This window comes from Caulobacter vibrioides OR37 (assembly GCF_000372645.1).
GTDB classification, from domain to species: domain Bacteria; phylum Pseudomonadota; class Alphaproteobacteria; order Caulobacterales; family Caulobacteraceae; genus Caulobacter; species Caulobacter vibrioides_E.
Genome location: NZ_APMP01000012.1, coordinates 34,345 through 61,168 on the forward strand (window position 1 = coordinate 34,345; position 26,824 = coordinate 61,168).

24 protein-coding genes are annotated in these 26,824 nt (G+C 69.3%); 13 read left to right on the plus strand and 11 right to left on the minus strand.

Annotated features, from left to right (window positions below):
* Positions 1–24 precede the first annotated feature (24 nt).
* Complete coding sequence (locus tag OR37_RS11135) at positions 25–2,133, plus strand: lytic transglycosylase domain-containing protein (protein WP_035017259.1); 2,109 nt, start codon at positions 25–27, stop codon at positions 2,131–2,133.
* 108 nt (positions 2,134–2,241) lie between these two features.
* On the opposite strand, the gene OR37_RS11140 is transcribed toward OR37_RS11135, so the two are convergent.
* The 4 genes from OR37_RS11140 to OR37_RS11155 are packed head-to-tail and all read right to left on the minus strand — an operon-like array spanning position 2,242 to position 5,423.
* A complete protein-coding gene (locus OR37_RS11140) occupies positions 2,242–2,997 on the minus strand; it encodes an ABC transporter ATP-binding protein (protein WP_004619699.1) in 756 nt (251 codons plus the stop codon).
* On the minus strand, positions 2,994–4,034 hold the full coding sequence (locus OR37_RS11145; RefSeq protein WP_035017261.1) for a FecCD family ABC transporter permease: 1,041 nt from the start codon (positions 4,032–4,034) through the stop codon (positions 2,994–2,996). The genes OR37_RS11140 and OR37_RS11145 overlap by 4 nt, the downstream gene beginning before the upstream one ends.
* A complete protein-coding gene (locus OR37_RS11150; protein ID WP_004619702.1) occupies positions 3,977–4,783 on the minus strand; it encodes an ABC transporter substrate-binding protein in 807 nt (268 codons plus the stop codon). The genes OR37_RS11145 and OR37_RS11150 overlap by 58 nt, the downstream gene beginning before the upstream one ends.
* A gap of 4 nt (positions 4,784–4,787) precedes the next feature.
* Positions 4,788–5,423, minus strand: a complete 636-nt coding sequence (locus tag OR37_RS11155) for a TetR/AcrR family transcriptional regulator (RefSeq protein WP_004619704.1) — start codon at positions 5,421–5,423, stop codon at positions 4,788–4,790.
* Positions 5,424–5,624: 201 nt separating this feature from the next.
* Between OR37_RS11155 and OR37_RS11160 the strand changes: the two genes are divergently transcribed.
* The 3 genes from OR37_RS11160 to OR37_RS11170 are packed head-to-tail and all read left to right on the plus strand — an operon-like array spanning position 5,625 to position 8,784.
* Positions 5,625–7,058: a glycosyltransferase gene (locus OR37_RS11160; protein WP_165570601.1), complete on the plus strand. Its 1,434-nt coding sequence runs from the start codon at positions 5,625–5,627 to the stop codon at positions 7,056–7,058.
* Positions 7,059–7,075: 17 nt separating this feature from the next.
* Positions 7,076–7,987, plus strand: coding sequence for a class I SAM-dependent methyltransferase (locus OR37_RS11165; protein ID WP_004619710.1), 912 nt, complete (start codon positions 7,076–7,078; stop codon positions 7,985–7,987).
* Between the two features lie 5 nt (positions 7,988–7,992).
* Positions 7,993–8,784 carry a TrmH family RNA methyltransferase gene (locus tag OR37_RS11170; RefSeq protein WP_004619712.1) on the plus strand — a complete coding sequence of 264 codons (792 nt, stop codon included), beginning with the start codon at positions 7,993–7,995 and terminating at the stop codon, positions 8,782–8,784.
* A 143-nt stretch (positions 8,785–8,927) separates the two neighbouring features.
* Here OR37_RS11170 and hrpB read toward each other — a convergent pair whose 3' ends face one another.
* Positions 8,928–11,369: an ATP-dependent helicase HrpB gene (gene hrpB / locus OR37_RS11175; RefSeq protein WP_004619715.1), complete on the minus strand. Its 2,442-nt coding sequence runs from the start codon at positions 11,367–11,369 to the stop codon at positions 8,928–8,930.
* Between the two features lie 179 nt (positions 11,370–11,548).
* On the opposite strand from hrpB, the gene OR37_RS11180 reads away from it, so the two are divergent.
* The 5 genes from OR37_RS11180 (at position 11,549) to OR37_RS11200 (ending at position 17,116) form a co-directional block, all read left to right on the plus strand.
* Positions 11,549–13,168, plus strand: coding sequence for an amino acid permease (locus OR37_RS11180; RefSeq protein WP_004619717.1), 1,620 nt, complete (start codon positions 11,549–11,551; stop codon positions 13,166–13,168).
* 76 nt (positions 13,169–13,244) lie between these two features.
* Positions 13,245–13,955 (plus strand): MBL fold metallo-hydrolase, encoded by a 711-nt coding sequence (locus OR37_RS11185; protein ID WP_004619719.1) that lies wholly within the window; start codon positions 13,245–13,247, stop codon positions 13,953–13,955.
* Positions 13,956–14,048: 93 nt separating this feature from the next.
* Positions 14,049–14,813: a response regulator gene (locus tag OR37_RS11190; RefSeq protein ID WP_004619720.1), complete on the plus strand. Its 765-nt coding sequence runs from the start codon at positions 14,049–14,051 to the stop codon at positions 14,811–14,813.
* Entirely contained in the window at positions 14,810–16,240 is a 1,431-nt protein-coding gene (locus OR37_RS11195) for an ATP-binding protein (RefSeq protein ID WP_004619723.1), read from the plus strand. The genes OR37_RS11190 and OR37_RS11195 overlap by 4 nt, the downstream gene beginning before the upstream one ends.
* Positions 16,241–16,357: 117 nt before the next feature.
* Positions 16,358–17,116, plus strand: coding sequence for a hypothetical protein (locus OR37_RS11200; RefSeq protein ID WP_004619726.1), 759 nt, complete (start codon positions 16,358–16,360; stop codon positions 17,114–17,116).
* Here the strand turns inward: OR37_RS11200 and OR37_RS11205 are convergent.
* Positions 17,113–17,781, minus strand: a complete 669-nt coding sequence (locus OR37_RS11205) for a DUF1345 domain-containing protein (protein WP_004619729.1) — start codon at positions 17,779–17,781, stop codon at positions 17,113–17,115. The two genes, OR37_RS11200 and OR37_RS11205, sit on opposite strands and share 4 nt — an antisense overlap.
* A gap of 117 nt (positions 17,782–17,898) precedes the next feature.
* Here OR37_RS11205 and OR37_RS11210 point away from each other — a divergent pair, with 117 nt between their 5' ends.
* Positions 17,899–18,054: a hypothetical protein gene (locus OR37_RS11210; protein WP_165570602.1), complete on the plus strand. Its 156-nt coding sequence runs from the start codon at positions 17,899–17,901 to the stop codon at positions 18,052–18,054.
* A 23-nt stretch (positions 18,055–18,077) separates the two neighbouring features.
* Positions 18,078–18,281, plus strand: coding sequence for a general stress protein (locus OR37_RS11215; protein ID WP_004619732.1), 204 nt, complete (start codon positions 18,078–18,080; stop codon positions 18,279–18,281).
* A gap of 83 nt (positions 18,282–18,364) precedes the next feature.
* Here OR37_RS11215 and egtB read toward each other — a convergent pair whose 3' ends face one another.
* From egtB to OR37_RS11230, 3 genes are all read right to left on the minus strand, one after another.
* On the minus strand, positions 18,365–20,527 hold the full coding sequence (egtB, locus tag OR37_RS11220) for an ergothioneine biosynthesis protein EgtB (RefSeq protein WP_004619733.1): 2,163 nt from the start codon (positions 20,525–20,527) through the stop codon (positions 18,365–18,367).
* Between the two features lie 309 nt (positions 20,528–20,836).
* Positions 20,837–21,466 carry a TetR/AcrR family transcriptional regulator gene (locus tag OR37_RS11225; protein WP_004619735.1) on the minus strand — a complete coding sequence of 210 codons (630 nt, stop codon included), beginning with the start codon at positions 21,464–21,466 and terminating at the stop codon, positions 20,837–20,839.
* Between the two features lie 58 nt (positions 21,467–21,524).
* Positions 21,525–22,622: an MBL fold metallo-hydrolase gene (locus OR37_RS11230; protein ID WP_004619736.1), complete on the minus strand. Its 1,098-nt coding sequence runs from the start codon at positions 22,620–22,622 to the stop codon at positions 21,525–21,527.
* Between the two features lie 86 nt (positions 22,623–22,708).
* Between OR37_RS11230 and OR37_RS11235 the strand changes: the two genes are divergently transcribed.
* Together OR37_RS11235 and OR37_RS11240 are read left to right on the plus strand one after the other, a co-directional pair.
* Complete coding sequence (locus OR37_RS11235) at positions 22,709–23,629, plus strand: haloalkane dehalogenase (RefSeq protein WP_004619738.1); 921 nt, start codon at positions 22,709–22,711, stop codon at positions 23,627–23,629.
* On the plus strand, positions 23,626–24,042 hold the full coding sequence (locus tag OR37_RS11240) for a DUF1330 domain-containing protein (RefSeq protein WP_004619740.1): 417 nt from the start codon (positions 23,626–23,628) through the stop codon (positions 24,040–24,042). The genes OR37_RS11235 and OR37_RS11240 overlap by 4 nt, the downstream gene beginning before the upstream one ends.
* A 39-nt stretch (positions 24,043–24,081) precedes the next feature.
* Here the strand turns inward: OR37_RS11240 and OR37_RS11245 are convergent, their stop codons facing one another.
* Together OR37_RS11245 and OR37_RS11250 are read right to left on the minus strand one after the other, a co-directional pair.
* Positions 24,082–25,095 carry a formylglycine-generating enzyme family protein gene (locus OR37_RS11245; RefSeq protein ID WP_035017264.1) on the minus strand — a complete coding sequence of 338 codons (1,014 nt, stop codon included), beginning with the start codon at positions 25,093–25,095 and terminating at the stop codon, positions 24,082–24,084.
* Positions 25,083–26,735, minus strand: coding sequence for a sulfatase-like hydrolase/transferase (locus OR37_RS11250; protein ID WP_004619743.1), 1,653 nt, complete (start codon positions 26,733–26,735; stop codon positions 25,083–25,085). Before OR37_RS11250 ends, OR37_RS11245 begins: the two co-directional genes overlap by 13 nt.
* Between the last annotated feature and the right edge of the window lie 89 nt (positions 26,736–26,824).

Below are 26,824 nucleotides of genomic sequence, written 5' to 3' on the forward strand. Positions count from 1 at the left end.
TAAGAGTCTGGCGAGGAGAGCGTTTTGGTTTCAGTGCTGCGTCGTCTGCTGCTTGGAGGGGCTTGCATAGTGGCCGCGGTCGGCGTCGCGGACGCCCAGACGGCGTCGCCCTATGCGACCCCGGGCGCGGCCCAACCGGGCGGCGGCCTGATCACCACGCCGCCGACGGCGGTCTCCTCATCGCTATCCGACACCGACGCCGCCAACCTGAGAACCGCGATTTCGGCCGCCAAGCGCGGCGACGTCTCCGGCGCTCGCGCCGCGATGCAGAGCCTCGAGGATCCGATCGCGCGCAAGATCGCCCAGTGGACTCTGGTGGACAGCAACGCCGAGGCGCTGAGCTTCTTCGAATTGGACGCCGCGCGCCGGGATCTGGCCGGCTGGCCGCGTGGCGCGCGCCGCGACGCCGCCACCGAGAAGGCCCTGTCGACCTCGGGCCTGGATCCCGCCCGGATCGTCGCCTGGTTCGGCGGCGCGCAGCCGGCGACGGCCGAGGGCGCCATGGCCCTGGCCAGCGCCTATCAGGCGATGAACCGGCCCCAGGACGCCACGAACCTGATCCGCCGCGTCTTCCGCGACAAGGTCTTCGAGGCCGACGCCCAGCGCGCCATGATCGCCCGCTTCGGCGCGATGCTGACGCCGGACGACTACGCCCGCCGCGCCGATATCCTGCTGTACGGTCAGCAAGGGCCGGCCGCGCGGGAAATCGTCGCCATGCTGTCCGACACCGGCCAGGCCGCCGCCAAGGTGCGCATGGCCTATCGCGCCAATTCCGCCAGCGCCAACGACCTCTACAATGGCCTGACGCCCGACCTGCAGGCTTCGCCGGGCGTGGTGTTCGAGCGCGCGGCCTATCTGCGCCGCAAGGGCATGGAGACCCTGGCCATCCCCATGGTCGCCAACTTCCCGGTTCCGCCGACCGAGGAGGCCTCCACGGCGATCTGGAAGGAGCGCAAGCAGCTGATCGTGGCGGCGCTGAAGGCCGGCGACAGCCCCGGCGCCTACGCCGCCGCCAACAACGCCCAGGCCATCGCCCCGGCCGACATCGCCGAGAGCGAGTTCTACGCCGGCTGGATCGCCCTGACCCGCTTGAAGAACCCCGACGCGGCGGCGGCTCACTTCGCCAATATCGCCGCCGTCGGCGCCTCGCCGATCACCAAGGGCCGCGCCCTCTACTGGCAAGGCCGCGCGGCCGAGGCTCAGGGCGACCTGATCGCCGCCCAGGCCTTCTATGGCGAGGGCGCGCGCTACATCACCACCTTCTATGGCCAGTTGTCGGCCGAGAAGGCGGGGATCAAGGAACTGCGCCTCGACCACGACCCGCTGATCACCCAGGCCGATCGCGCCCGTTTCTATGGCCGCGAGCAGATCCGCGCCGCCCGCATCCTGGCCGACGCCGGTATCCGCGACCTGTTCAGAAGCCTGGTGCTCTATATCGACGACACCCTGCCCAACGCCGAGGAGAGCGCCCTGCTGGTCGACATGGCGCGCGGCTACGGCGATCAGGACCTGGCCATGCGTGCCGTGCGCACCGCCGCCCAGCGCGGCATCATCCTGCCCGAGCGGGGGTATCCGCTGCTGGACCACCACTTCACGCCGGGCCCGGGCGCGGCCGAGACGGCCTTCGTCTATTCGATCTCGCGCCAGGAGAGCAATTTCGACCCCGCCGCCCGATCGGCCGTCGGCGCGCGCGGCATGATGCAGCTGATGCCGGCCACCGCCGCCATCGTCGCCCGCAAGCTGGGCGAGCCCCACAGCGTCGAGCGTCTGTCCGAGGCCTCGTACAACATGCGCCTGGGCTCGGTTTACCTGGGCGACATGATCAACAGCTTCAGCGGCTCGTACATCATGGCCTCGGCCGCCTACAACGCCGGCCCGGGTCGTCCGGCCCAGTGGGCGGGCCTCTGCGGCGACCCGCGCGGCGCGGCCACCGACCCGCTGGACTTCATCGAGTGCATCCCGTTCTCCGAGACCCGCAACTACGTGATGCGGACCATGGAGACGACCATGGTGTACCGGGCGCGCCTGAATGGCGGCGTCGCGCCGCTGACCCTGTCGCAGGATCTCAAGCGCGGCGGCTATGTCTATTCGCCCACGGTCGCGGCCGCCTATACGCCGACGGCCCAGCCCTAGAGCGTGATAGCCGAAAGTGTGAGCGGTTTCGGCGGTTATCACGCTCTAAATGTTTGATTTATAGCCTTATTTTTCCGCTCGAATGATTCCATTCGAGCGGATAAGGCTCTAAAGGCGTTTGGCCGCCAGCAACGGCCCGGCCGGCGTCTCGACAAGCTCGCCGTCGAGACGGAAGACCTTACCGAGAACGTCGCGCGACAGCGCTTCGCGCGGCGGCCCTTCCGCGACGATGCGGCCGTGATCGACCACGACGATCCGATCGCAGGCGCGCGCCGCCAGGCCCAGGTCGTGGAGGGTCACGACCACCGCCGCCCCCCGGTCGGCCTCGGCGCGCAGCAGATCGAGCGTCAGCAACTGAGCGTCCGGATCCAGTCCCGCCACGGGCTCGTCGGCGACCAGCAGCGGCGCGCGGGTCGCAAGCAGTCGCGCGAGGAGTACGCGGGCCCGCTCTCCGCCAGACATGTCCAGCACCCCGCGATCGGCCAGCGCTTCGCCGCCCACACGCGCCAAGCAGTCCAAGGCCAGGGCGTCTGCCGCGTCCTCGACCAGGTCGTTCGCGCCCAGGGCGGCGACCATGCGGGCCGGCAGGTTCCAGGCGAGGCGGCGATCCTGCGGCAGATAGCCGACCAGGCGCGCGCGCTGTTCGGGCGCCAGCGCGCCTACGGGCCGGTCCGACAGACGCGCCTCGCCCGCATCGAGAGCCAGCAAGCCCAGGCCCGCGCGCAGCAGGCTGGTCTTGCCGGCGCCGTTGGGACCAACGACGCCCACCACCTCGCCGGCGGCGACCGTCAGGGAGGCTTGCTCCAGCACCGCGCGGCGGCTATGGCGCGCGGTCAGGCCGGTCAGGGTCCAGGGCGCGCTCACGACCGCCAGCTCCGCGAAGCGCGCCAGGCCAGAAGAGCGAAGGCCGGCGCGCCGAACAGGGCCGTCACCACGCCGAGCTTCAGCTCCTGCTCGGTCGGGATCAGGCGGGCGGCCAGATCGGCCAGCACCAGCAGCAGCGCCCCGGCGAGCGCCGAGGGCCACAGGATGCGCTTGGGATCGTCTCGGACCAGGGCCCGGACAAGATGCGGCGCGGCGAGACCGACGAAGCCGATGACCCCCGCCGCCGCCACGGCCGCGCCGGTCAGCAGGGCCGAGCCCGCCACCGCGAACACCCGCAGGCGGGTCATCGGCAGGCCCGAGAGGCGCGCGGCCTCCTCGCCCAGGGTCAACATCCGCAGGCCCCGACCAGCGCGCAGACACAGGGCCGCGCCGAGCGCCATCGGAACCAAGGCGCGCGCCGCGTCGATCCAGTCGCGGTTCTGCACCGAGCCCATCAGCCAGGCCATGATCTCGGCCGTCGCCACCGGCGAGGGCGACAGGTTGAACACCAGCGCCGTCAGGGCGCCGCCGAACGCCGACAGGGCCACGCCGAACAGGATCAGCGTCTCGGGTTCCCGAAACCGCGCGGCCAGGGCCACGACCATGCCGCCGGCCAGCAGCGCGCCGACCAGGGCCGAGAGCTCGATCGCGCCCGGCGCGGCCGCCAATCCCGAAGCGATCGCGACCGCCGCGCCCAGGCCCGACAGCGCCGAAACGCCGAGGACGCCCGGATCGGCCAGCGGATTGCGCAGAAGGCCCTGCATGGTCGCGCCGGACAGTCCCAGGGCGCCGCCCACCAGAATGGCGACGGCGACGCGCGGCGCGCGGATGCTCCACAGCACCTCGCCCGGCGGGCTGGCGGGATGGCTCAGCGCTTGGCCGTATTGCGTCAGGGAGAGCGGAGTCTCGCCCAGCGACACCGCCAGCGCCGCCGCGCCAACCAGGAGCAGCAGCATCAAGAGACACAGGCGGAGCAGGTTCATCGGCTGGACCGCGCCAGCATCGCGCTGCCCTCGGCCGCGAACCAGCCGGGGCAACCGACCACCGATGCCGGCAGCGAGGCGACCGTGCGTCCCGCCAGCGCCTGGCGCAGCGCCGCGTGCCGCCCCGGCCCCCAGCGGTCGGATCCGGCCTTGATCAGGTCGAACAGGCCCAGCACCACCGCCGCCGGCGGCTCCATGACCATCCGCTCCAGGGACACCGGCGCGAAGGAAGGCGTCTTGGCGGCGTTCGAATAGCCCGCCGCCTTCAGCATCGCATCGATCAGGGTGCCGGAGCCCGAGGTATAGCCGCCCGGCGTCAGGTAAAGCGCCGGCCTGCCCTTCCCCGCCCCGGCCGACCGGACCAGTTGGGCGTCCATCCGCGCCACCAGCGCCTCGCCTTGCGGCCGACGGTCCAGGGCGGCGGCCACCTTGCGGACATTGGCGCGGACGCCGTCGAAGTCGGCCGCGTCGTCCAGCGCCACCGTGGTCACACCCTTTTTTCCTAAAGCGTTGGAGAGGCGCGCGTCGCCGCCCCACAGCCGCACCACCACGTCGGGCCGCGCGGCGACCAGGCTCTCGAACGTCGCGCGGCGAAGCGGCAGATCCTTGGCGGCCGCGCGCATGTAGCTGTCAGAGGCGACGGCGCGATAGGAAAGGCCGACGATGCTGTCACGCGGCGCCAGGGCCAGCACGTACTGGTCGGCGCACGAATCCAGCGACATCACGCGCGGCGCGGCGACGGCGACGGCCGGCGCGAGCGAAACCGCCGCCAGAAGCGCGCGCAAGGCCTTGGCGGCATTCATGAAATCAGTCCGTGACCAGGCCGTGCAGCAAGCCGTCCAGCATCACCTTCATCAGTTGGTCGGGGTTCGACCAACCGCGCGAGGGCTTGGTGATCAGCAGCGAGACCAGGCCGTGGCAGCCGCTCCACAGCACCTCGGCCGCCTCGACCGGCGAGCCCGAACGCAGCCGGCCCCGCGCGGCGATATCATGCACCGGCTCGCTGAACTTCTCGAAGCAGCGATCGCCCAGCGCCAGGACGTCGGCGATCTTGTCGGGCGAGATCTGGTCGCCGCCGCCGCAGAACACCAGTTGGTAGGTGTTGGGGTTGTCGAGGGCGAATTTCATATAGGCCTCAAGCATCAGCCGCACGCGGGCGACCGGATCCACGGGGCGGGAGGCGATCTGGGTGTTCAGGTCCAGCAAACGCTCGATCGCGCCGCTGGAGATCTCCATCAGGATCTGGTCCTTGTCGCGAAAATGCATGTAGAGCGCCGTCGACGACACGCCGACCGCGTCGGCGATCTTGCGGATCGTCGCGCCGGCGTAACCCTCGGCGATGAAGATCTTCTCGGCCGCGGCCAGGATCTCTCCCCGGCGCATGTGCCCGTCGCCCTTGGGCTTTCTGGCCGATTTTTGAGGCTTCTTCAGAACGACCGTCACGGACTTGGCTTCCCCTCGCTGTCCCCGAGGGAACACTAAACGGGAATCACTCAGCCGTCGCAAGAACGTGCGTTTCAGGAGAATATCGGAGGCGCTCCGCCGAAAAATCGCCCCGAGATTGATATTTTTCTATTTGACACTTTCAGGTTGAGATTCCGTTATCCGCTGCGTTGAGGCGAGCAAGCGTATCGGGGGCTTCCGTTGCCGCGCGAGGAAAGACGACTTGACCCGGCGTTCGCGCCGGAAAGCCACCCCATGTCCGCGACGGAGTCGATGTCCGACGAGGCCATCGGAACTGTGGCCGTCGACCGCGACGGCGCCCATCGGACGCTGTCGAGGACGCAGGCGTTCGTGGTGACGCTGGCGGGTCTGCTGGCCGCGATTGGGGTGGCGCTGGACCCCGCCCTCGCGGGCGTCGCCATCCACCACGGCTTCTTCGCGATCTTTCTGGTCGGCGGGCTGACGCGTCTGGCCGCCGCCTGTACGCCCTTGAGGCCCGAGCGCGCTCCGCCTCTGGCCGACGCGGACCTGCCCGCCTACACCCTGATCGCGCCGCTCTATCGCGAGGCCGAGGTCGTGGCCGAACTGGTCGAGCATCTTTCGGCCCTCGACTATCCCAGCGATCGCCTGCAGGCGCTGATCGTGCTGGAGGCCGACGACGAGGTCACGCGGGCGGCGGTCAGGGCCATCGCCCTGCCCGCCTTCGTCCAGGTGCTGATCGCGCCGCCCGGCGCGCCGAAGACCAAGCCGCGCGCCTGCAACTACGCGCTGGAGCGAGCGCGCGGCGAGCTGGTGGTCATCTACGACGCCGAGGACATGCCCGACGCCGGGCAGCTGCGCGAGGCCGCCGCCCGCTTCGCCGCCTCGGATGCGCGCCTGGCCTGTCTGCAGGCGCCGCTGCGGATCGAGGCGCCGGCGTTCCCTCTGTTCCTGCCTTCGCAGTTTAGGCTGGAATACGCCGCCCATTTCGAGGTTCTGCTGCCGGCCCTGGCGCGTTGGGGACTGGTGTTCCCGCTGGGCGGCACCAGCAATCACTTCAAGACGGCCGCCTTGCGGGAAATCGGCGCCTGGGATCCCTACAACGTCACCGAGGACGCGGATGTCGGGTTTCGCCTGGCGGCGGCCGGCTATCGCCTGGGCGTCATCCAGCGCCCCACCTGGGAGACCGCGCCCACCACCTGGGGCCAATGGTTTCCGCAGCGGGCGCGCTGGATCAAGGGTCACATGCAGACCCTGGCGGTGCATGGACGCGGCCTTGTCGCGCGCCAGCCGCGCAACGCGCTGTCGATGGTCCTGACCCTGGCCCAATCGGTTGCGTCCTCGCACCTGCATGGGCCGGTGATGGGCGCCGCCATCATCATGGCCATGGCCGACTACCTGCCGGACGGGACCTTCAGCTTTCCGGTGTGGGACCTGATGCTCTACGTCCTGGGCTGGGGTTCCGCCGCGATCGCCGGGGCGCGCGGGATGCTGCGGGCCGGCGCCCAGCCCAAGTCGCTGCACCTGTTCGGCATGGCCGGTTATTGGATCCTGCAGAGCGTCGCGGCCGGCAAGGCCCTGCACCAGTTCGTCACCGCGCCGCACCACTGGGACAAGACCCTTCACGCCCCGCGCTCTGGACGCATGAGGCCCTAAAACGGTATGGGCGGACGATGGCTCCGAAGATCGCTCCCGCCCCCCTTGTCATGCGCACCACCGGCTGGGCGGACTACGCCCTGCTGGACAGCGGTCACGGCAAGAAGCTGGAGCGCTACGGCCGCTACACCGTCGTGCGGCCCGAACCGCAGTGCTTCTGGGAGCCGCGTCTCGCGACCAAGGTCTGGGAGAACGCCGACGCGGTCTTCGACCCGACCGACGAGGACGAGGCCGGTCGCTGGCGCTTCAAGGGCAAGCCGATCGAGAAGTTCGATCTGGCCTGGGGCGCGGCCAGGTTCCACGGCCAGTTCACGCCCTTCCGGCACCTGGCCTTCTTCCCCGAACAGGCCGCCAACTGGGCCTGGCAGGACGAGCGGGTCCGGGCGCTTGCCGGCGCGTCAGGTCCTCAGCCCAAGGTCTTGAACCTGTTCGGCTATACGGGCGTGGCCTCGCTGGTCTGCGCCGCCGCCGGCGCGGCCGTCACCCACGTCGACGCCTCCAAGAAATCGGTCGGCTTCGCCCGCGAGAACGCCGCCTTCGCGGGCCTCGCCGACAAGCCGATCCGCTGGATCGTCGAGGACGCCCGAAAGTTCGTGGCCCGCGAGGTGCGGCGCGGCAACAAGTACGACGGCGTCATCCTGGACCCGCCCAAGTTCGGACGCGGCGCCGACGGAGAGGTCTGGCGACTGTTCGAGGACCTGGCGGTCCTGACCAAGGACTGCGCGGCGCTGCTGTCGGACGACGCCTCGTTCCTGTTGATGAACGCCTATGCGGCTCGCGTCTCCGGCGCGGCGATGTCGGGCTTGCTGGCCCAGGAACTGCAAGGCCGGGGCGGCGTCATCGACTGGGGCGAACTGGCGCTGGTCGAGGAAAAGGGCGACCGCCAGATCGGCCTGTCCTTCTTCGCCCGCTGGTCGTCGGAAGGGTAACGGCGATGAACACCAAGACCGTCACCTCCCTGACCAACAACACCGTCAAGGCCGTCCGCGCCCTGCACATGCGCAAGGAGCGCGAGGAGAGCGGCCTCTTCCTGGCCGAGGGGCTGAAGATCGTCATCGAGGCGATCGATTGCGGCCACGCGCCCAAGATCGTCATGTACGGCCCCGACGCCGCCGACCATCCGATGCTGAAGAAGGCCGTCGCCGCGTGCCTGAAGGCCGGCGGCGAAGTCATTGAGGTCAATAGGGAAATCCTGGAGAAGGTCTCGCGCCGCGACAACCCGCAGGCCGTGGTCGCCGTCTTCAAGCAGGTCTTCACGCCGCTGTCGGCGATCGTGCCCGAGAGCGCGCCGTGCTGGGTGGCCATGCAGGCCGTCCGCGACCCCGGCAACCTCGGCACCGTCATCCGCACCGCCGACGCGGCCGGCTGCGGCGGGGTGATCCTGGTCGGCGACTGCGTCGATCCCTATTCGGTCGAGGGCGTGCGCGCGACCATGGGCTCGATCTTCGGGGTGAAGATCGCCAAGGCCACCATCCCCGAGTTCCTGGCCTGGCGCGGGGAATGGCCCGGCAGCGTGGTCGGCACCCTGCTGACCGCCACGGTCGACCACAAGTCCGCCGACTATGTGAAGCCTTCGCTGATCCTGATGGGCAACGAACAGCAGGGGCTGCCGCCCGAGCTGGCGGCGGCGTGCGACGTGAACGTGAAGATCCCGATGCGCGGGCGGGCGGACAGCCTGAACCTGTCGGTGGCGACCGGGATCATGATCTATACGGTGACGGGGTAGACGGATCTCAGATCCTCCCCCGCGACGCGGGGGAGGTGGCCCAGAGGGCCGGAGGGGGCTAACGCGGCGGGCGGGCAGCTTGCCCCCTCAGCCGGCTCCGCCGGCAGTTCCCCCGCGTCGCGGGGGAGCATCTGATGAGATGATCACGTCCCCCGAGGCTTCGCCCGCGTCACCGGCGCGGCGTTGGCCGGATCATCAGGCCACACGTGACGGGGATAGCGCCCCTTCATCTCGACCTTCACCTCGCGCCAGGAGCCTTTCCAGAAGCCCGGCAGGTCCTTGGTGATCTGGATCGGGCGGTGGGCGGGCGAGAGCAAGGCGAGCGTCAGCGGCACCTTACCGCCGGCGACGCTGGGATGTTCGGCCAGGCCATAGAGCTCCCCGACTCGCACCTCGACGCGGGGTCCGCCCTCGGCGGCGTAGTCGATGGCGAAGGTATTGCCGGTCGGCGCCTCGAACCGCGCGGGCAGCAGGGCGTCCATTTTTCGCTGCAGGTCCCAGGGCGCCAGGGTCTTGAGCGCGTCGTGCAGGGTCCCCTCGTCCAGGCTGGAGAGCGAGGAACGTCCGGCCAGCAGCGGCTCCAGCCATTCGTCGAGCCGCGCGATCAGAGTCGCTTCGGAGAGGTCGGGCCAGTCCTCGCCATCGACCGCGCGCAGGAAGGCGACGCGATCCAGCAGCGCCCTGCCCTGCTCGCCCAGGCGCAGGGCCGACAGCCCCTCGGCGCGGACCTGGTCCATCAGCGCGCCGACGATCATCGCCGGGTCCGGGTTCTCGATGAGGCGCTCTTCGAGGACGAGCTTGCCCAGGCGCAGCAGCCGCTTGGCGCGCACCCTGCCCCCGGCGGTCTCCAGGCGGTCCTCGGCCACGAGGCGCTCGGCGAAGGCCTCGCGAAGGTCCGCCTCGTCGACGGCGGCGGCCAGAAGGATGCGGTCGCGGCTGTCGCCGCCGCCCAGCTCGCCAACCGCCAGCCAGGCTTCGCGGGCCAGCGGATCGGTCGGCTCCAGATAGACCCCGCGCCCGCCGGCCAGTTGAAACTCGCCGGGCTTGCCCCGCGCCTTGGCGACCCGCTCGGGATAGGCCTCGGCCAACATCAGGCCGATCTCGAGCTCGGGCGCCTTGGATGGCTTGCCGGCCGCGCGGCTCCAGCGCTCGACCAGGGCCATGGCGTCGCGGCTTCGGGGCGAGCGGTCGCGATGCAGGGTCTCCAACCGGCGGCGCAGGTCGACGTCCCTGCCGCCCAGTCCCTGCTCGGTGAGCACGGCGGCGATCTCGGCGGCTTCGCGCGCCTGGCCCGAGGCGGCGGCGCGGACCACCATGTGCGCGAGGCGCGGCGGCAGAGGCATGTCGGCCAGGGCCTTGCCGTGGGCGGTCAGATCCCCCTGCCCGTCCAGCGCCTGGATGCGGGTCAGCAGGGTTCGCGCCTCGGCGAAGGCGGCGGCCGGCGGCGGGTCCAGGAAGGTCAAGCCCGACGGATCGCGCGCGCCCCAGCGGGCCAGGTCCAACGCGAGGCGCGAGAGATCCGCCTCCAGGATCTCAGGCCGCGCGAAGGCCGGCAGCGCGCGGGTCTCGGGCTCGTCCCACAGGCGGTAGCAGACGCCGGGCTCGGTGCGCCCCGCGCGGCCTCGCCGCTGGTCGGCGGCGGCGCGGCTGACTCGGACGGTCTCCAGCCGCGTGATGCCGCTGGCGGGATCATAGCGCGGCACACGGGCCAGGCCGGCGTCGATCACCACGCGCACGCCTTCGATGGTCAGGCTGGTTTCGGCGATCGAGGTGGCCAGCACCACCTTGCGACGCCCGGCGGGCGACGGCGAGATAGCGCGGTCCTGGGCGGCCGGCTCCAAGGCCCCGTACAGCGGCGTCACGTCGACGTCCGGTCGGCGCAGCCGCTCGTTCAGCCAGCTCTCGGCGCGGCGAATCTCGCCCTGGCCCGGCAGGAAGACCAGGATCGATCCCGTCTCCTCGGCCAAGGCCCGCTCGACGGCGCGGCCGACCCGCTCCTCAAGCCGCTGGCGCTCATCGCGGCCGAGATAGCGGGTGTCGACCGGGAACATCCGCCCCTGGCTCTCGACCACCGGCGCATCGTTCAGCAGAGCCGAAATGCGAGCGCCGTCCAGGGTCGCCGACATGATCAGCAAGCGCAGGTCGTCGCGCAGCACTCCCTGCGCGTCGCGGGCGAAGGCCAGGCCCAGATCGGCGTCCAGGCTGCGCTCGTGGAACTCGTCGAACAGCACGGCGGCGACGCCGTCCAGACCTGGGTCGTCGAGAATCATCCGAGTGAAGACACCCTCGGTGACAACCTCGATGCGGGTCCGGGCCGAAACCTTGGACTGCAGGCGCACGCGGAAACCGACCGTCTCGCCCACCGATTCACCGAGGTTGGCGGCCATCCGAGACGCGGCCGCCCGAGCGGCCAGCCGGCGGGGCTCCAGCACGATGATCTTGCGCCCCTCGACCCACGGCGCGTCCAGGAGCGCCAAGGGAACGGCCGTCGTCTTGCCCGCGCCAGGCGGCGCGACGAGAACGGCGGTCTCCCGTTCGGCGAGGGCGCCTTTCAGCGCCGGAAGGGCCTCGAAAATGGGCAACATCGCGCCCGCTTTAACGTCCGAGGCCCACCTCGCCAAGCATCGCTGGACTAGCCAGGCGCGCGGAGAACATTTACGCGCATCCACCGCTCGACCTTGACCCCATGCTCATAAAAGGGTCACGGTCCGCAAAATTTTCCAAAGGCGACCCCAGGGGGAGTCTTGCCTATCCAGGAGGAACTATGTGGCGCGTAAAATCGCTTGATGCGATCCTAGCGACGGCCGAGAAAAAATCCCTTCATCGCTCGCTAGGTCCCATCCAGTTGACGCTGCTGGGGATCGGCGCGGTGATCGGTACGGGCATCTTCGTTCTGACCGCCACCGCCGCTCAAAAGGCCGGCCCGGGCATGATGATCTCGTTCATCATCGCCGGCCTGGTCTGCGCGGTCGCCGCGCTCTGCTACTCCGAACTGGCCTCGATGGTTCCGGTCGCCGGCTCGGCCTACACCTATTCCTACGCGGTCATGGGCGAGGTGGTCGCCTGGCTGGTGGGCTGGGCTCTGATCCTGGAATACGCCCTGGGCGCCAGCGCGGTGGCGGTCGGCTGGTCCGGGCACATCGTCGGGTTCCTCGACGCGGTCGGGATCCACATACCCCATGCCTTGACCGTGGGTCCGAAGCTGTCGATCGGCGGCTTCATCCAAGGCGGCGAAGTCGGCGGCGTCGTGAACCTGCCCGCCGTGGTGATCACCGCGGTCGTCACCGCCCTGCTGATCCTGGGCACCAAGGAAAGCGCTAACTTCAACGCCCTGCTGGTGGCCGTGAAGGTCACCGCACTGACGCTGTTCGTGGTCCTGACTCTGCCCATCGCGCTGGGACACGGCGCGAACTTCCACCCCTTCACCCCGCGCGGCTGGGGCAATCCCCTGGGCTCGTCGGGGACGGGCGTGCTAGGCGCGGCCGCCTCGATCTTCTTCGCCTATGTCGGTTTCGACGCGGTCTCGACCGCGGCCGAGGAAACCAAGAACCCGCAACGCAACGTTCCCATCGGCCTGATCGCCAGCCTGCTGATCTGCACGATCTTCTACCTGCTGGTGGCCGGCGGCGTGATCGGCTCCTTCGGCGCCCAGCCGCTGATCGACCCGGCGACGGGCCAGCCCTTCGCCGACGGCTCGCCGGCGCTGTACGCCAGCGCCGCCTGCACCAGCGCCCACGCGCCCCTGGTCTGCTCGAAGGAAGCCCTGGCCCACGTGCTGCGCGAAGTCGGCCATCCGCTCGCCGGCTACATGGTCGGCCTGGCGGCGACGATCGCCCTGCCCTCCGTCGTGCTGCTGATGATGTACGGCCAGACCCGCATCTTCTTCGTGATGGCCCGCGACGGCCTGCTGCCCAAGGGCCTCAGCGCCGTGCACGCCAAGTTCAAGACGCCGTGGATCATCACCCTGATCACGGGTGTCGCGGTGGCGATCGCCGCGGCCTTCCTGCCCGTCGGACAGCTGGCGGACTATTCCAACTCCGGCACGCTGTTCGCCTTCGCGGCGGTGTCGCTGGGCGTGATGATCCTGCGCCTGACCGACAAGAGCCGCCCGCGTCCGTTCCGCACGCCGCTGCTGTTCGTCGTGGCCCCGCTGTCGATCATCGGCTGCGTGGTGCTGTTCCTCAGCCTCGGCAAGGAATCCAAGACTGTGTTCTACGTCTGGACCGCGATCGGCCTGGTTTTCTACTTCGCCTATGGCTTCTGGAAGTCGAACGTGCGCCTCGGCCTCGTCGAGGTGCCGGAACTGGCCGCCGACGCGCCGCCCACGGGCGTCGCCCCGATGCCGGGCGCTCCGGCCCCGGGCTCGAAGGAAGAGCGTTCTTGATCTCCAGCCGATAGGCTTTAGGTCATGGAGGGCGGGCGCTTCGGCTCCCGCCCTTTTCGTTTTGGAGGCCTCTCCGATGACCATGCCCATCGCCGCCATGATCGCGCCGGTCACGCCGCTGCAGCAAAACTGCACGATCGTCTGGTGCACCAAGACGATGAAGGCCGCGATCATCGATCCGGGCGGCGAAGTCGATCGGCTGGTCAAGGCCCTCGCCGAGAAGGGCCTGACGCTGGAAAAGATCTGGATCACCCACGGCCACATGGACCACGCTGGCGGCGCGGCCGAGCTCAAGGTCCGCACCGGCGCGCCGATCGAGGGCCCGCATGAGGACGACCAGTTCTGGATCGACCGCATCCAGCAGTCCGGCGAGATGTACGGCATTCCCGAGGCCCGCGTCTTCGTCCCCGACCGCTGGCTGAAGGACGGCGACAAGGTCACCCTGGGCGAGACCGAGTTCGAGGTCTTCCACTGCCCGGGTCATACGCCCGGCCACGTCGTGTTCTTCCATCGCGAGACCAAGTTCGCCCAGGTCGGCGACGTGCTTTTCCAGGGCTCGATCGGCCGCACCGATTTCCCGTTGGGCAACCACCAGGACCTGATCGACTCGATCACCCAGAAGCTGTGGCCCCTAGGGGGCGACGTGCGCTTCGTGCCCGGCCACGGCGGCATGTCCAGCTTCGCCGCCGAGCGCGCCAACAACCCCTTCGTCGGCGATCGCGTGATCGCGGCGATGAAGGCGCAGGGCGCGGCCTATCAGACGCCCCAGAACCACTCCCCGGGGTGAGCCACGGCGATGCGACACTGGATCGCACGCGGGTTGCGTCGCTGTTTCAGGCGTGAAATCTGAAGGTGACGGGGCCGTGACAGGAAAGTTCACATGGAAAATCTCCAGACCACCGCCCAGACCGATCTCGACGCCTCGCGGGGGGCCGCCCCGCGCATCCTGATCGTCGATGACGATCCGGGCATTCGCGACGTGGTGTCCGACTTCCTCGGCCGCCACGGCTATGCCGTCGAGACCGCCCAGGACGGCCGCACGATGGAACAGGCCCTGGCGCGCGGCCCGATCGATCTCATCGTTCTCGACGTCATGCTGCCTGGCGAGGACGGCCTGGCCATCTGTCGGCGCCTGTCGTCGGCCGGCGACGGCCCCGCCATCATCATGCTGTCGGCCATGGGCGAGGAGACCGACCGTATCGTCGGGCTGGAGCTCGGCGCCGACGACTACCTGCCCAAGCCCTGCAATCCTCGCGAGCTTCTGGCTCGCATCCGCGCCGTGCTGCGCCGACGCCAGGAACCCCGCGCCGCCGACGACGCCATGGGCGCGGCCTGCGAGTTCGCCGGTTGGCGGCTGGACCTTGTGCGCCGCGAGCTTCGCTCGCCGCAGTCGGTCGTGGTGAACCTGTCCAGCGGCGAATTCTCGCTGCTGCGCGCGTTCGTCGAGCGTCCTCAGCGCGTGCTGACCCGCGACCAGCTTCTGGACCTCGCGCGCGGCCGCGACAGCGACGCCTATGACCGCGCCATAGACGTTCAGATCAGCCGTCTGCGCCGCAAGCTGGACGACGGCGGCGGCAGCGAATTGATCCGCACGATCCGCAGCGAGGGCTACATGTTCACCGCCAAGGTCGTGCGCACCCCATGAGCGTCATCCGGCGCGGCGCGCCGCTATTCGTCCAGGCGCTGGGCCTGGTCATCGTCACCCTGGTGGCGGCCCAGCTGATCTCGATCGCGGTTATCTTCACCCTGCCGCCGCCGCCGCCGGAATTCTATCGCGCGGCCGAGATCATCAAGGCGCTGAAGACCGGAGAGCCGGTGCAGCCTCGCGACGGCCGCCTGCTGGTCATCAAGCAGCGCGCGTCGCTCGGTGTCAGCTCTGGTCCGGACAGCCCCAAGCGGGCCGACTTCAAGGCCGGCATCGGGCGCGCCATCGACGTTCCCACCGATCGCATCGAACTGCAGATCGACAACGGCCCGCGCTTCTTCGTGCGCCGCAATCCCGTGACGCCGCCCAAGCCCCAGGACGACGGCCCAAAGGGCGAGCGGGGCGGCCCCCGCGAGCCCTTCGCGCGCGAACCTGGCGAGCGCGGCGCCGGCGCGGCGCCAGGCGGGCGAAGCCAGGGCCGCGACGAGCCGCTGATCTTCGGCGACTTCAAGCTGGGCGTGCGCCAGAGCGACGGCCACTGGCTGGTGGTCGAGCCTAAGCCGACCTTCCGCTTCGACAGCTGGCAGCAGCGCGTCCTGCTGATCCTGATCCTGTCCGTGATCGCGGTGACGCCGCTGGCGTGGCTGTTCGCCCGACGCCTGGCTCAGCCGATCACCGCCTTCGCCGACGCCGCCGAGCGCCTGGGCAAGGATCCGCGCACGCCGCCGCTCAGCCTTTCCGGCTCAGCCGAGGTGGCCGCCGCCGCGTCCGCCTTCAACATGATGCAGGAGCGGCTGCGCCGCTATGTCGAGGACCGCACGGCCATGGTCGGGGCGATCGCCCACGACCTGCGCACGCCGCTGACTCGCCTGAAATTCCGCATCGAGGCGGTGCCGGACGACATCCGCCCCAAGATGGCCGCCGACATCGACCAGATGGAGGCCATGATCGCCGCCACGCTCGGCTTCGTGCGCGACACCAATCGTCCGGCCGAGCGGACCAAGCTGGAACTCTCGTCGCTGCTGGAGAGCGTCATCGACGAAGCGGCCGAGACAGGTGGCGACGCCAGCGTCGACCGCGTCGAGAAAACGGTGATCCAGGGCGATCCCGTGGCCTTGAAACGGCTGGTCGCCAACCTGGTGGAAAACGCCCTGAAATACGGCGGCGCGGCGCGGGGGCGGGTTTTCGCCGAGCCGGGCATGGCGATCATCGAGGTGGACGACGATGGTCCGGGCGTGCCGCCGGCCGAGCTGGAGCGGGTCTTCGAGCCCTTCTATCGCGGCGAGCCCTCGCGCAATCGCGAAACGGGCGGAATTGGGCTGGGCTTGGCCGTGGTGCGCTCTCTCGCCCGCGCCCATGGCGGCGACGTGGTGCTGATCAACCGTCCGGGCGGCGGCCTGCGCGCCAGCGTGCGCCTTCCCGCCTGACCGGATCGAGGACAAGCTCGGCGGACTTGTTGCCGCCGTGCAAAGCGCGTCGGCTCTCCTGACATCGCCGCGCAATCGGGCCGGGCTTCAAAGCTTGGCCGATTGGAGGCTCTCCGGATGATAGTTCGCTCGCTGGGCGTGACAGCCCTGGCCCTGACCTTGACCGCCTGCGCCAGCGGACCGCCAGGACATGGTCCGGATCGGCCACGCGATGATCATCCCCACGGCCAGAGAGACGGCGGCCCCATGGGTGGCGGCCCTCAGTTGTTCATCAGTCCGGCCGGCGAACCTTTTCGCGCCCCGCCCGGCGCGCCTTATCCCGTGGTCGACTGGTTCAACGGCGCCGACGCCAACCACGACGGCGCGCTGAGCCGCGACGAGTTCGTCGCGGATTCCGTGCGCTTCTTCAACGTGCTGGATCTGGACCACAACGGCGTTCTCGACGGGTTCGAGGTCTCGAACTACGAGAACCATGTCGCGCCCGAAATCATTGGCGGGGCGGCGCCCTCGATGCGTCGCGGCCCACGGGGCCTGGGCCAGGACGAGGATGGCGACACGCCGCGTCGCAGGCCCGAGGGAACCAACGTCCTGCAGGGCGCGGCGCTGTTCGGCCTGATCGCCGAGCCCGAGCCGATCATGGCCGCCGACAGCGATTTTGACGGCCGCATCACCAAGGACGAGGCGATCAAGGCGGCAAAGACCCGCTTCGCCCTGCTGGACGTCAATAAGGACGGGGTGCTGAAGCTAGACGAATTGCCCAAGACGCCGGCCCAGACGGGCCTTGCGGCCGGGCGCGGCGGCCGTGGAGGCGGCGGCCACGGCGGACGCGGCGGTCACGGCGGCGGTCGTGGAGGACGCAGCGGCCCTACGCCCTAGCCGCCCACCAGGCCCGCGATGATGTTGATGCCCAGCGCCAGGATGGCGGTGTTGTAGAAATAGGCCGTGGCGGCGTGCGCGGTGACCAGCTTGCGCAACTGCGAGGTCAGGATGCTGTTGTCCGAGACCTGGAAGGTCGCCCCGACGCTGAAGGACAGGTAGGCGAAGTCCATGTAGCTGGTCGGAGGCTCGCCCGGGTAGTCGATCCCGGGCTTCCCCGCGCCGTTGCCGAAATGACGGTGGGCGTAATGCAGGGTGAACACGGACTGCAGCACCAACCATGAGAGCATCAGCGTCGCCCCCGCGCAGGTGGCGATCATGAACTTGAGACTGGGGCCGGCGGATTTCGCGGCGATCATCGCGTCCACCACCGCCCCGAGGCTGGCGGCGATGGCGGCCAATACGATCAGCAGCAGCACCGGCACGCCCTCGTCCTCGGCGGCGGCGCGCGACCGGACCTCGGCTTCGTCGGCGCGCAGAAACAGAGTCCAGGTCGTCAGCAGATAGGCCGCCGCCCCGCTATCCCAGGCGAGCAGCAGATGGGTGGCGCGCGGCGCGCCGGCGAATTTGAAGATCACCCAGGCGAGTCCCCCGACCACCATCGCGGCCGGCAAGCGCCAGTGCGCGAAGGTGCGATCCGCCATCTGCTTGGTCTTACGGGCCATTCTGTGGAGACTCCTCGGACGGGTCCAATCCCTGTGCGGCGTAATTAGTGCGATCGCGCGGTGAACCGAAAGCGTCTTCGCTGGTTACTTCACCGGAACGCGCAGGAAACGACGCCAGTGACCGACCCAGACGCCCCGCCGCCACCCGAGCCCAAGCCGCCCGAGTACGAGCCGGGCGTCACGCCCGTCGAGGAGCCCCCCACCTCGCCGCCGCCCGTCGATCCAGGGGACGATCGTCCCTATGACGCCGCGCCCCGCCGTACCGCCTTGTGACCAGTCCCGACTAGGAGCCCCACATGGACACCGATAGCGAACGTCCCCGCGGTCGTCGCGGCTTCGCCGCCATGGACCCGGAACGCCGCCGCGAAATCGCCAGGAAGGGCGGAGCTAGCGTGCCCAGCGAAAAGCGCAGCTTCGCCAAGGATCGCGATCTGGCGGCGAACGCCGGACGCAAGGGCGGTTCGTCCTCGCGCGGCGGTCGACCAGGCGAACGTCTCTAAAAGGACGTAGCGGATCTTCGGATCCAGCGCGCCGGTTCCGAAATGCTCGGAGCCGGCGCGTTTTGGCGTGTCGGACGCCGCCGTCAGGCGGTCAGGGCGTAGATCGCGAATTCGGGTTGAGGGCTGACCCAGCGTTGGGACACGGTCCAGCCGGCCCGCGCGGCGATCGCCTCGAAGGCCTCCGCGGGATACTTGTGCGAGTTCTCGGTGTGGATCGTCTCCCCCGCCGCGAACCGGAAGCCGTGGTCGCCGACCATCACGATCTGGTCGCGCAGGCTCTCAAGATGCATCTCGATCCGGCTGTCCGCCGCGTTCCACACCGCCTTGTGAGCGAAGGCGGCCGGATCGAACGTGCCGCTCAGCTCGCGATTGATGTGGACCAGGATATTGCGATTGAACGCCGCCGTGACGCCCTGGGCGTCGTCATAGGCCGGGATCAGCACGGCGGGGTCCTTGGCGACGTCGACGCCGACGATGAACAGCGCGCCCTCCCCCAGCAACGCCTTGGCCTGGCGCAAGAGCGCCTCGGCCTCGGCCGGCGCGAAATTGCCGATCGTCGAGCCGGGGAAGAAGCCCACCGGCGTGCGCCCCTTGGCGCCGTCGGGCAGACGCATGGCCTTGGTGAAGTCGTCGACCAGGGGCGTGACGGCCAGGTCCGGATAGGCCTTGCGAAGGCTGGCGGCGGCATCCTCGAGCGCGCTGGGGCTGATGTCGATCGGCGCATAGACGGCGATATTCGGCGCCGCGTCCAGCAGGATGCGGGTCTTGGTGCTGGCCCCGCTGCCGAACTCGACCAGCGCCGCGCCGCTCGGGATGCGCGCGGCGATCTCCGGCGCGATCCGGCGCAGCAACGCCGTTTCGGTTCGGGTCAGATAGTACTCCGGGAGGTCGCAGATCGCCTCGAACAGGCGCGAGCCCTCGGCGTCGTAGAAATACTTGGCCGACAGGGTCTTGGGCTGGGCCGACAGACCCGCGATGACGTCCTTCAGGAAAGTGTTTTCCGGGGTCACCTCGGTGAGGCGATCGTCGTCGGCGAGACGCAGGCCCGCGAACATCCAGCGGCTGCCCGGATGGAAGAAGTTGCGATAGGTCGCTCGCGAATGGCCCGGCGGCGTGGCTTCGCAGCTCCCCCGCAGCACCATCTGGCTGACCATGAACTTGCCGTTGTACTCGCCCAGCGCGCCGGGACTGGGCCTGAAGCCGGGATAGGCCGAATAGGCGCTGGCGGTCCACTGCCAAGCCGCGCCGCACACCTGCCGAAGGGACGCGCTTCCGCTGGCGGTCACGGCGGCTTCCCACTCGGCCTCGGTCGGCAGGCGGCGCCCGGCCCAGGCGGCGTAGGCGGCGGCCTCGTAATAGCTGACATGGACGACCGGCGCGTTCGGATCGACCGGATGGCGACCGCGCAGGGTCATGGTCGTCCAGGTCCCGTCCGCCTCGCGCCGCCAGTAGCCAGGCGCTTCCCAGCCCTCGGCCTTCACCGTCGCCCAGCCTTCGGAAAGCCACAGATCGGCGCGGCCATAGCCGCCCGCCTCGATGAAGGCCATCCACTCGCCATTGGTCACCAGACGGTCTGAAAGGCGAAACGGCGCGACATAGGTCTTGTGGCGCGGACGCTCGTTGTCGAAGGCGAAACCCTCCTCCCCCGCCCCGATCTCCACCAAGCCGCCGGCGAACCGGTGAAAACGCTGCGGCCCCGCGTCGACGCGCGCCGAAGGCGCGCCCGGCTGATAGGCCGGGCTCAGCGGCGACTGGGCGAAGAGGTGCAGGATATCCATCAGGATCAGCTCCTGGTGCTGCTCCTCGTGGTTCAGACCCAGTTCCACCCGCTCGCGGATTTCCTCGGTCAGCGATCCCTTGAGCACGCGCGCCATGGCCGCGTCGACATGGGCGCGATAAGCGCCGACCGTCTGAGCCGAGGGCCGGGTCAGAAGGCCGCGCTGGGGGCGCGGCTGCCGAGGTCCGGCCGCCTCGTAGTACGAGTTGAACAGATAGCCGAACGCCTGGTCATAGGGCGCGTAGCCGGGCAAGAACGGCGTCAGGACGAAGGTTTCGAAAAACCAGGTCGTATGGCCGCGATGCCACTTGGTCGGGCTGGCGTCGGGCATGGACTGCGCCGACTGGTCCTCCGGCGAGAGCGGCCCAGCCAGCGACTCGGTGCGCCAACGGGTCCGGCGATAGCGCTCCAGAAGGGCGTCGCCCGAAATGTCGGCCTCGTCCAGGGCGGGCAGGTCGTCCGGGGTCATGAGCTCTCCTGTGGGGCTCGCGGCCCGAGCGACGACAACGTTCCCGGAACCTCGGTGTTCCTCTTGCCTTAGGCAAGACGCCATGGCGCGTCCTGCTGCCAGCGGCTGTCAGGAGTTGGCGGCCAAGATCCGCCGCCACCGCCCGACACATTTTGGCCTCAATTTTTCAGCCGCGCATGGAGGGTCCCCGCTTCCGAGAGCGTCTCTCTTACGGAGGACGTCGGCCAGCCCCTTACGGGTCGACGCGCCTGCCGGTCGGGGAATTGAGCAGCCTCGACCGGCGCCATTCCCCCTCGAATTTTCGCGAAATCAAGCGTTTGGTTCGTCCAGCAGGCCCGAGATCACGAGCCGCAACACCTCGGTCGCGCGCTTGGGCGACAAGGCCTGTTCGCGACGCAGGCGGCTCCAGGCCTCGAAGCTGAGCATCAGATCTATCGCCTCGAAGCGAACCTTGTCCTTGGCCAGCTCGGGCGGCAGTTGTCCGCGCAGGATGTCGCGCGACACGCGCACCATGCGCTCGCTGTCGGCCACAAGGGCCGGCGACTGGTGGCGATGCACCTCGGACGCCCGCTTGAAAGCGGCGATCTTCTCGTAGGCCCACCCGCGCCGCTCGACCAGTTCCAGCACGCGCTCTCGCGGAGTCCCGCCCTTGAACGGCGTCTCGACCAAAGCCATCAGCTCCGAGGAGATCACTGCCGACATCTCGCGATAGAGGCTGTCCAGGTCGCTGAAGTGGCGGAACACCGTGCGCAGACCGACATCGGCGCGGGCCGCGACCAACTCCGCCGACGGCGAGACATCGCCTTCCCGCACAAGGTCCAGCATGGCCTGCACGATGCGGGCGCGACTGTCCTGCGACCGCCGCCGACGGCCATCGGCGGCGGGCTCCTCGACGCCGGTCTCGCTGGGGGGGCCAAGATAACGCACGGCGGAGCTCACGACCTGGATTCTCCTTGTTTCCGTCCGTGCTTAGACCGAGCGCCGCCGCGCGGCTACATCAGAACTTGAAGAGGTTCAGACGGTTGGACCAACGGATCTCCTTCGACCCCGCCGGCAGCGAGGCGAAGTCCCCGTCGTGGCCCACCTTGATCGGCCCGCCGAAGATCGCGCGCGACCGGCCCAGGAACGGCCCTTCCAGCGCCCGCGTCGGCAGCGGCGGGATGATGTGGTAGAAAAGGACCTCGCGCGCGCCCGCTTCCTTCGCCTCGCGCGCCGCGACCTCGGGCGCGGTGTGATAGCTCAGGATGTCATGGAAGATGTGGGCGTAGTTGGAGCGCCCGCCCTCCATCGCCACCTCCCGCTGGACGGCCACTAGGTTCGGGGCCAGACCCTCGTGGACCAGCAGGTCGACGCCCTTGGCCGCGCGAACAAGCCGTTCGGAGGGACCGGTGTCGCCGCTGATCACGACGCTGCGGCCCTTGTAGTCGAAGCGATAGCCCACCGCGCCCTCGACCGGATGATGCTGGACGGGAAAGGCCCAGACCTTCAGCCCCGGCTTCTCCAGCACCAGAACGTCGGGACCATTGGGATCGGCCGTGAACGGATGCGGCGCGCCGCCAAAGCCCGACGGCGGCACGACGCTCTCGCCATGGTGCGCGATGCGATAGCCGCGATCCAGCGTATAGGCGGTCTCGAACCCCTGGACGACCTGATCCAGGCCTTGGGGCCCATAGATCGGCAGCGGAGCCTTGGCCGCGCCGCCAGCCCAGTGCTGCAGCATCAGCTCGCCCAGATCGCCGATGTGATCGGAGTGGTAGTGGGTGATGAACGCCGCCTGCAGCCGCGGGGGCGGAAGGTTCATGATCAGCAGGTTGCGGGTCGAGCCGGACCCGGAATCGACGACGAACAGGTCCTTGCCCGCCAGCACCACGACACAGGGCCCCGCCCGTCCCGGGTCCGCCATCGGCGCGCCCGAGCCGCAGAGGCCCACGTGCAGACCATCCGGCAGCTGGGCCAGCGGGTCGCTGGCGAGGATCTGCTTGTAGGCCTGACGCATGGTGGCTTCAGCCAGACGCTCGCGGAACAGCCAGGCGCCGCCCAGTCCCAGCAGCGCCACGGCCGCCGCCGCGCCCAATCCGATCCATAGTTTCCGCACGACCGCCTCCCGTCTTGACCACGAGCAGCTATAATGACACTCATTATGCCAATATCAACAGTCGTAACGAACCACGGGAGAACGCCATGGACGTGCTGCGCACGCCGGACGAGCGGTTTGAGAATCTTGCCGGCTGGCCCTACGCGCCGCGCTACACTCAGGTGCGCGACGCGGACGGAACCGAGCTGCGGATCCACCATGTCGATGAAGGTCCGCGCGATCAGCGGCCGATCCTGCTGATGCATGGCGAGCCGTCGTGGGCCTATCTGTATCGTCAGGTGATCGCCGACCTGACGGCGCGCGGCCGACGGGCCGTCGCCCCGGACCTGGTCGGCTTCGGGCGCTCCGACAAGCCCGCCGCCCGCGCCGACTATACCTTCGAGCGCCACGTGGCCTGGATGAGCGCCTGGCTGGTCCAGAACGATCTCAAGGACATCGTCCTGTTCTGCCAGGACTGGGGCGGACTGATCGGCCTGCGCCTGGTCGCGGCCTTTCCGGAGCGCTTCGCCGCCGTCGTGGCCTCGAACACCGGCCTGCCGATCGGGGTGGGTAAGAGCGAAGGCTTCGAGGCCTGGCTGAATTTCAGCCAGAATACGCCGGAGCTGCCGATCGGCTTCATCCTGAACGGCGGCACGGCGCGCGAGCTCTCGGACGCCGAACGCGCCGCGTATGAGGCCCCCTTCCCCGACGAGACCTACAAGGAAGGCGCCCGGATCTTCCCCGCCCTGGTTCCGATCACCCCCGAACATCCTTCGGTGGAAGAGAACAAGGCCGCCTGGGCGGTCCTGGAACGGTTCGAAAAGCCGTTCGTCACCGCCTTCAGCGACGCCGACCCGATCACGCGCGGCGGCGAGATGGTGTTCCAGAGCCGGGTGCCCGGCGCGCGAAACGCCGCGCACGTCACGCTGAAGGGCGGCCACTTCATCCAGGAGGACAGCCCGTCCGAAATCGCCGCCCTGCTGGACGGCTTGGTCGCCTCCCTTCCGTCCCAGGAGCCCGTCGCATGAACGTTTTGAACGCTGTTTTCCCGACGCCCGAGCAATTCCAGTCGTTCTTCGGCGCCCCCGAGGATGGTCCGTTCGTCATGGTCAACCTCCTGAAGTTCAAGGAGAAGGCCGAGTACGAGGACGGGTCCGAGCCGGATCTGCCGGGGCGCGAGGCCTATAATCGCTATGGGGTCGAGGTCGCCAAGCTGGTCACGGCCCTGGGCGGCAAGATCCGCTACAGCGGCGCGGTCACGGGCTTGATGATCGGCGAGATCGAGGAGCCGTGGGACGCCGTCGCCCTGGCCGAATACCCCTCGCTGGCCGCGTTCCAGAAGATGGCCCTGTCGCCCGAGATGCACGCCATCGAACATCACCGGAAGGCGGGCCTAGCCGGGCAGTTGAACATCCGCACGAAGCCCGGCCCGGGTTTCTAGGGCATCGCGCGGGGTGAGGACCGCGCGATGCCCGGCGCCTCACCCCTGCCGCAGCACGGTCCTGAAGCCGATATGCGAAGCCCCGCCGTCGGGCGGCCCCGGCGTACGCGCCGCGGGGCGGTAGCGGAAGCAGAAGTCGTCCGAGCACAGGAACGACCCGCCCTTGATCACGTGCTTCGGCGTATTCGGTTCGTCGGGATCCAGCGCGCGGATTTCGGGCGGGCCGCCGGTTTCGATGACGCTGGCGGGGGCCAGTCCGGGCCGGAACCAGTCCTTTGTCCACTCCCAGACATTGCCGGCCATGTCGACCAGGCCATAGCCGTTGGGCGGGAAACAGCCGACGGGCGCGGCCTGGGCCTTGAAGCCGTCCGTCCCCAGATCCTGGGCGGGGAACACGCCCTGCCAGGTGTTGGCGCGCGGGTGGTCGGGCGTCTGGGGCTGGTCGCCCCACGTATAGCGCTTGCCGACGAGGCCGCCCCGCGCGGCGTATTCCCACTCCGCTTCGGTCGGCAGATCGCGGCCCAGCCACTTGGCGTAGGCCATGGCGTCTTCCCAGGCGATGTGGACCACCGGCCAGGCCTCGCGCCCGCGAATGCTGGAGCGCGGCCCGTCGGGATGACGCCAGTCGGCGCCCGGGATCACCCGCCACCACTGGGAAGGGTCGTCCGACCTCGCCGCCTTCGCCCCCACGAAGACCAGCGAGGCCGGGACCCTCTGGGCCGCCGGCACGCGGGCGTAGCGCGCGGGGTCGAGCGGCCGTTCGGCCACGGTGCGGTATCCCGTGGCGGCGACGAACCGCGCGAAGGCGGCGTTGGTGACTTCGGTCCGATCGATCCAGAACGGCGCGACCTTGACGGTCTCCGGAGGTCCCTCCTCGGCCCGCAGCGGGGCCGCGCCCATGGCGAAGGTTCCGCCCGGCAGGCGGACCATGCCCGCCGTGCGGTGGGCCGGGTCCGGGACCGGAACGTCCTTCAGGCAGGCCTTGGGCGTCGGCTTGCCGCAGCTCGCCAGCGCCAGAGCCACCAGGACGAAAAGCGCTCTTAGTTGTCCCAATAGATGTACTCGTCGTCCTTCTTGGCCGGCTGGCCGCCCGGATGGTCGATATAGATCGCGCCCGAGAGCAGCGAGGGCCAGGAGGGCTTGGCCATCTGACTGTCCAACTGCGCCAGCGTGGCCTTCAGCTCGCGCACCTTTTCGGGGTTGGACTTGGAGAGATCGTGGCGCTCCGTGGGGTCCGCCGACAGATCGTACAGCCAGACCCTGTTTGGCTCCTGGGCGACCTGCAGCTTCCAGCCGCCCGACAGCACGACCTCGTAGCGGCCCGAGCGCCAGTACATGGCCTTGTGCGGGTCTCCGGTCGTCTGTCCCTTCACGAACGGGACGAGGTCGACGCCGTCGATGACCCGATCCTTGGGCACGGGAGCGCCGGCCGCCCCGGCGGCGGTGGCGAAGATGTCCACGTGACCGACCGGGCTGCGATAGATCCCGCCCGCCGGCAATTGCCCCGGCCAGCGCAGCAGGAACGGCACGTGGATGCCGCCTTCGAAGAAGGTCGCCTTCCAGCCGCGATAGGGTTTGTTGATGTCCGGCAGCCCGATGTAGTTGGCCCCGCCGTTGTCGGACGTGAAGATCACCAGGGTGTTCTTGTCGAGGCCCTTGTCCTTCAGCGTCTGAAGCACGCGTCCGATATTGCGGTCGAGGTTGCGGACCATGGCGCCATAGACCCGCAGGCGGTGATCCTTGATCCGCGGCAGGGCGTCGTAGTCGGCCTTGGGCGCCTGCAGCGGCGTGTGCACCGCGTTGTAGGCCAGATACATGAAGAACGGCCGGTTCTTGTTCTTGTCGATCGCCGTGATCGCCTGATCCGTCAGGTAGTCGGTCATGTAGGCGTTCGGATGGAACAGCTTGGAGCCGTTGTACTGCACCGCATAGGGCAGCGCGCCCCACAGGAACTTGTCGATCGGGTCGAAGTCCTGACGCGACTCCTCGACCGAGGGATCGCCGGCCGGGGCGAACAGCGAGGCGCCCGCCATGAAGCCCAGGCTCTCGTCGAAGCCCTGATCCTCGGGCCGCGAGCCCTTGACCCCGCCCAGGTGCCACTTGCCCAGGTGAATGGTGTGATAGCCGCGCGGCTTCAGCGCCTCGGCGATGGTGATCTCGGTCGAGGGCACGGCCTCGCTGCTGTCGTCCCGGGGCGCGTTCTTCACCTCGGCGGCGTTGAAACGCGAGGGATGCAGCGGATCGCCCGCGTGGCCGCCGACGACGCGGGAGAAGGCCACCGGCGTGGGCGTGAACTCGAAGCCGAACCGGGTGGCGTAGCGGCCGGTCATGATCGCCGCCCGCGACGGCGCGCAGGTGGCGTTGCCCGCATAGCCGTTGGCGAAGGTCACCCCGTCATGGGCGATGGAATCGATATTGGGCGTGGGCACGGCGCCATTGGCGACGCCCCCGCCGTTCAGGGTGATGTCATTGTAGCCGAGGTCGTCGGCCAGGATGAACACGACGTTCGGCGGCCGCTCGCCCGTCGGCGCCTCGCTGGGCCCCTGCGCCCAGGCCACCGGGTGGTAGGCCTCGATCTTCGGCTGCTTGGCCCGCGCGGCCAGAATGATCAGGTCAAAGCGGAAGTGCCAAAGGGCGGCGCCCGCCGCGACCAGAACGGCGACCGCCGCCAAGGCTATTTTCCAACCCTTCATCGGGGCCTCCCCTCGTTGTCGACGCGAAGCATATATTGACATTCATCGTGCCGCTAGATGTCATCCGCACGACATTTCGGAGGCAACAT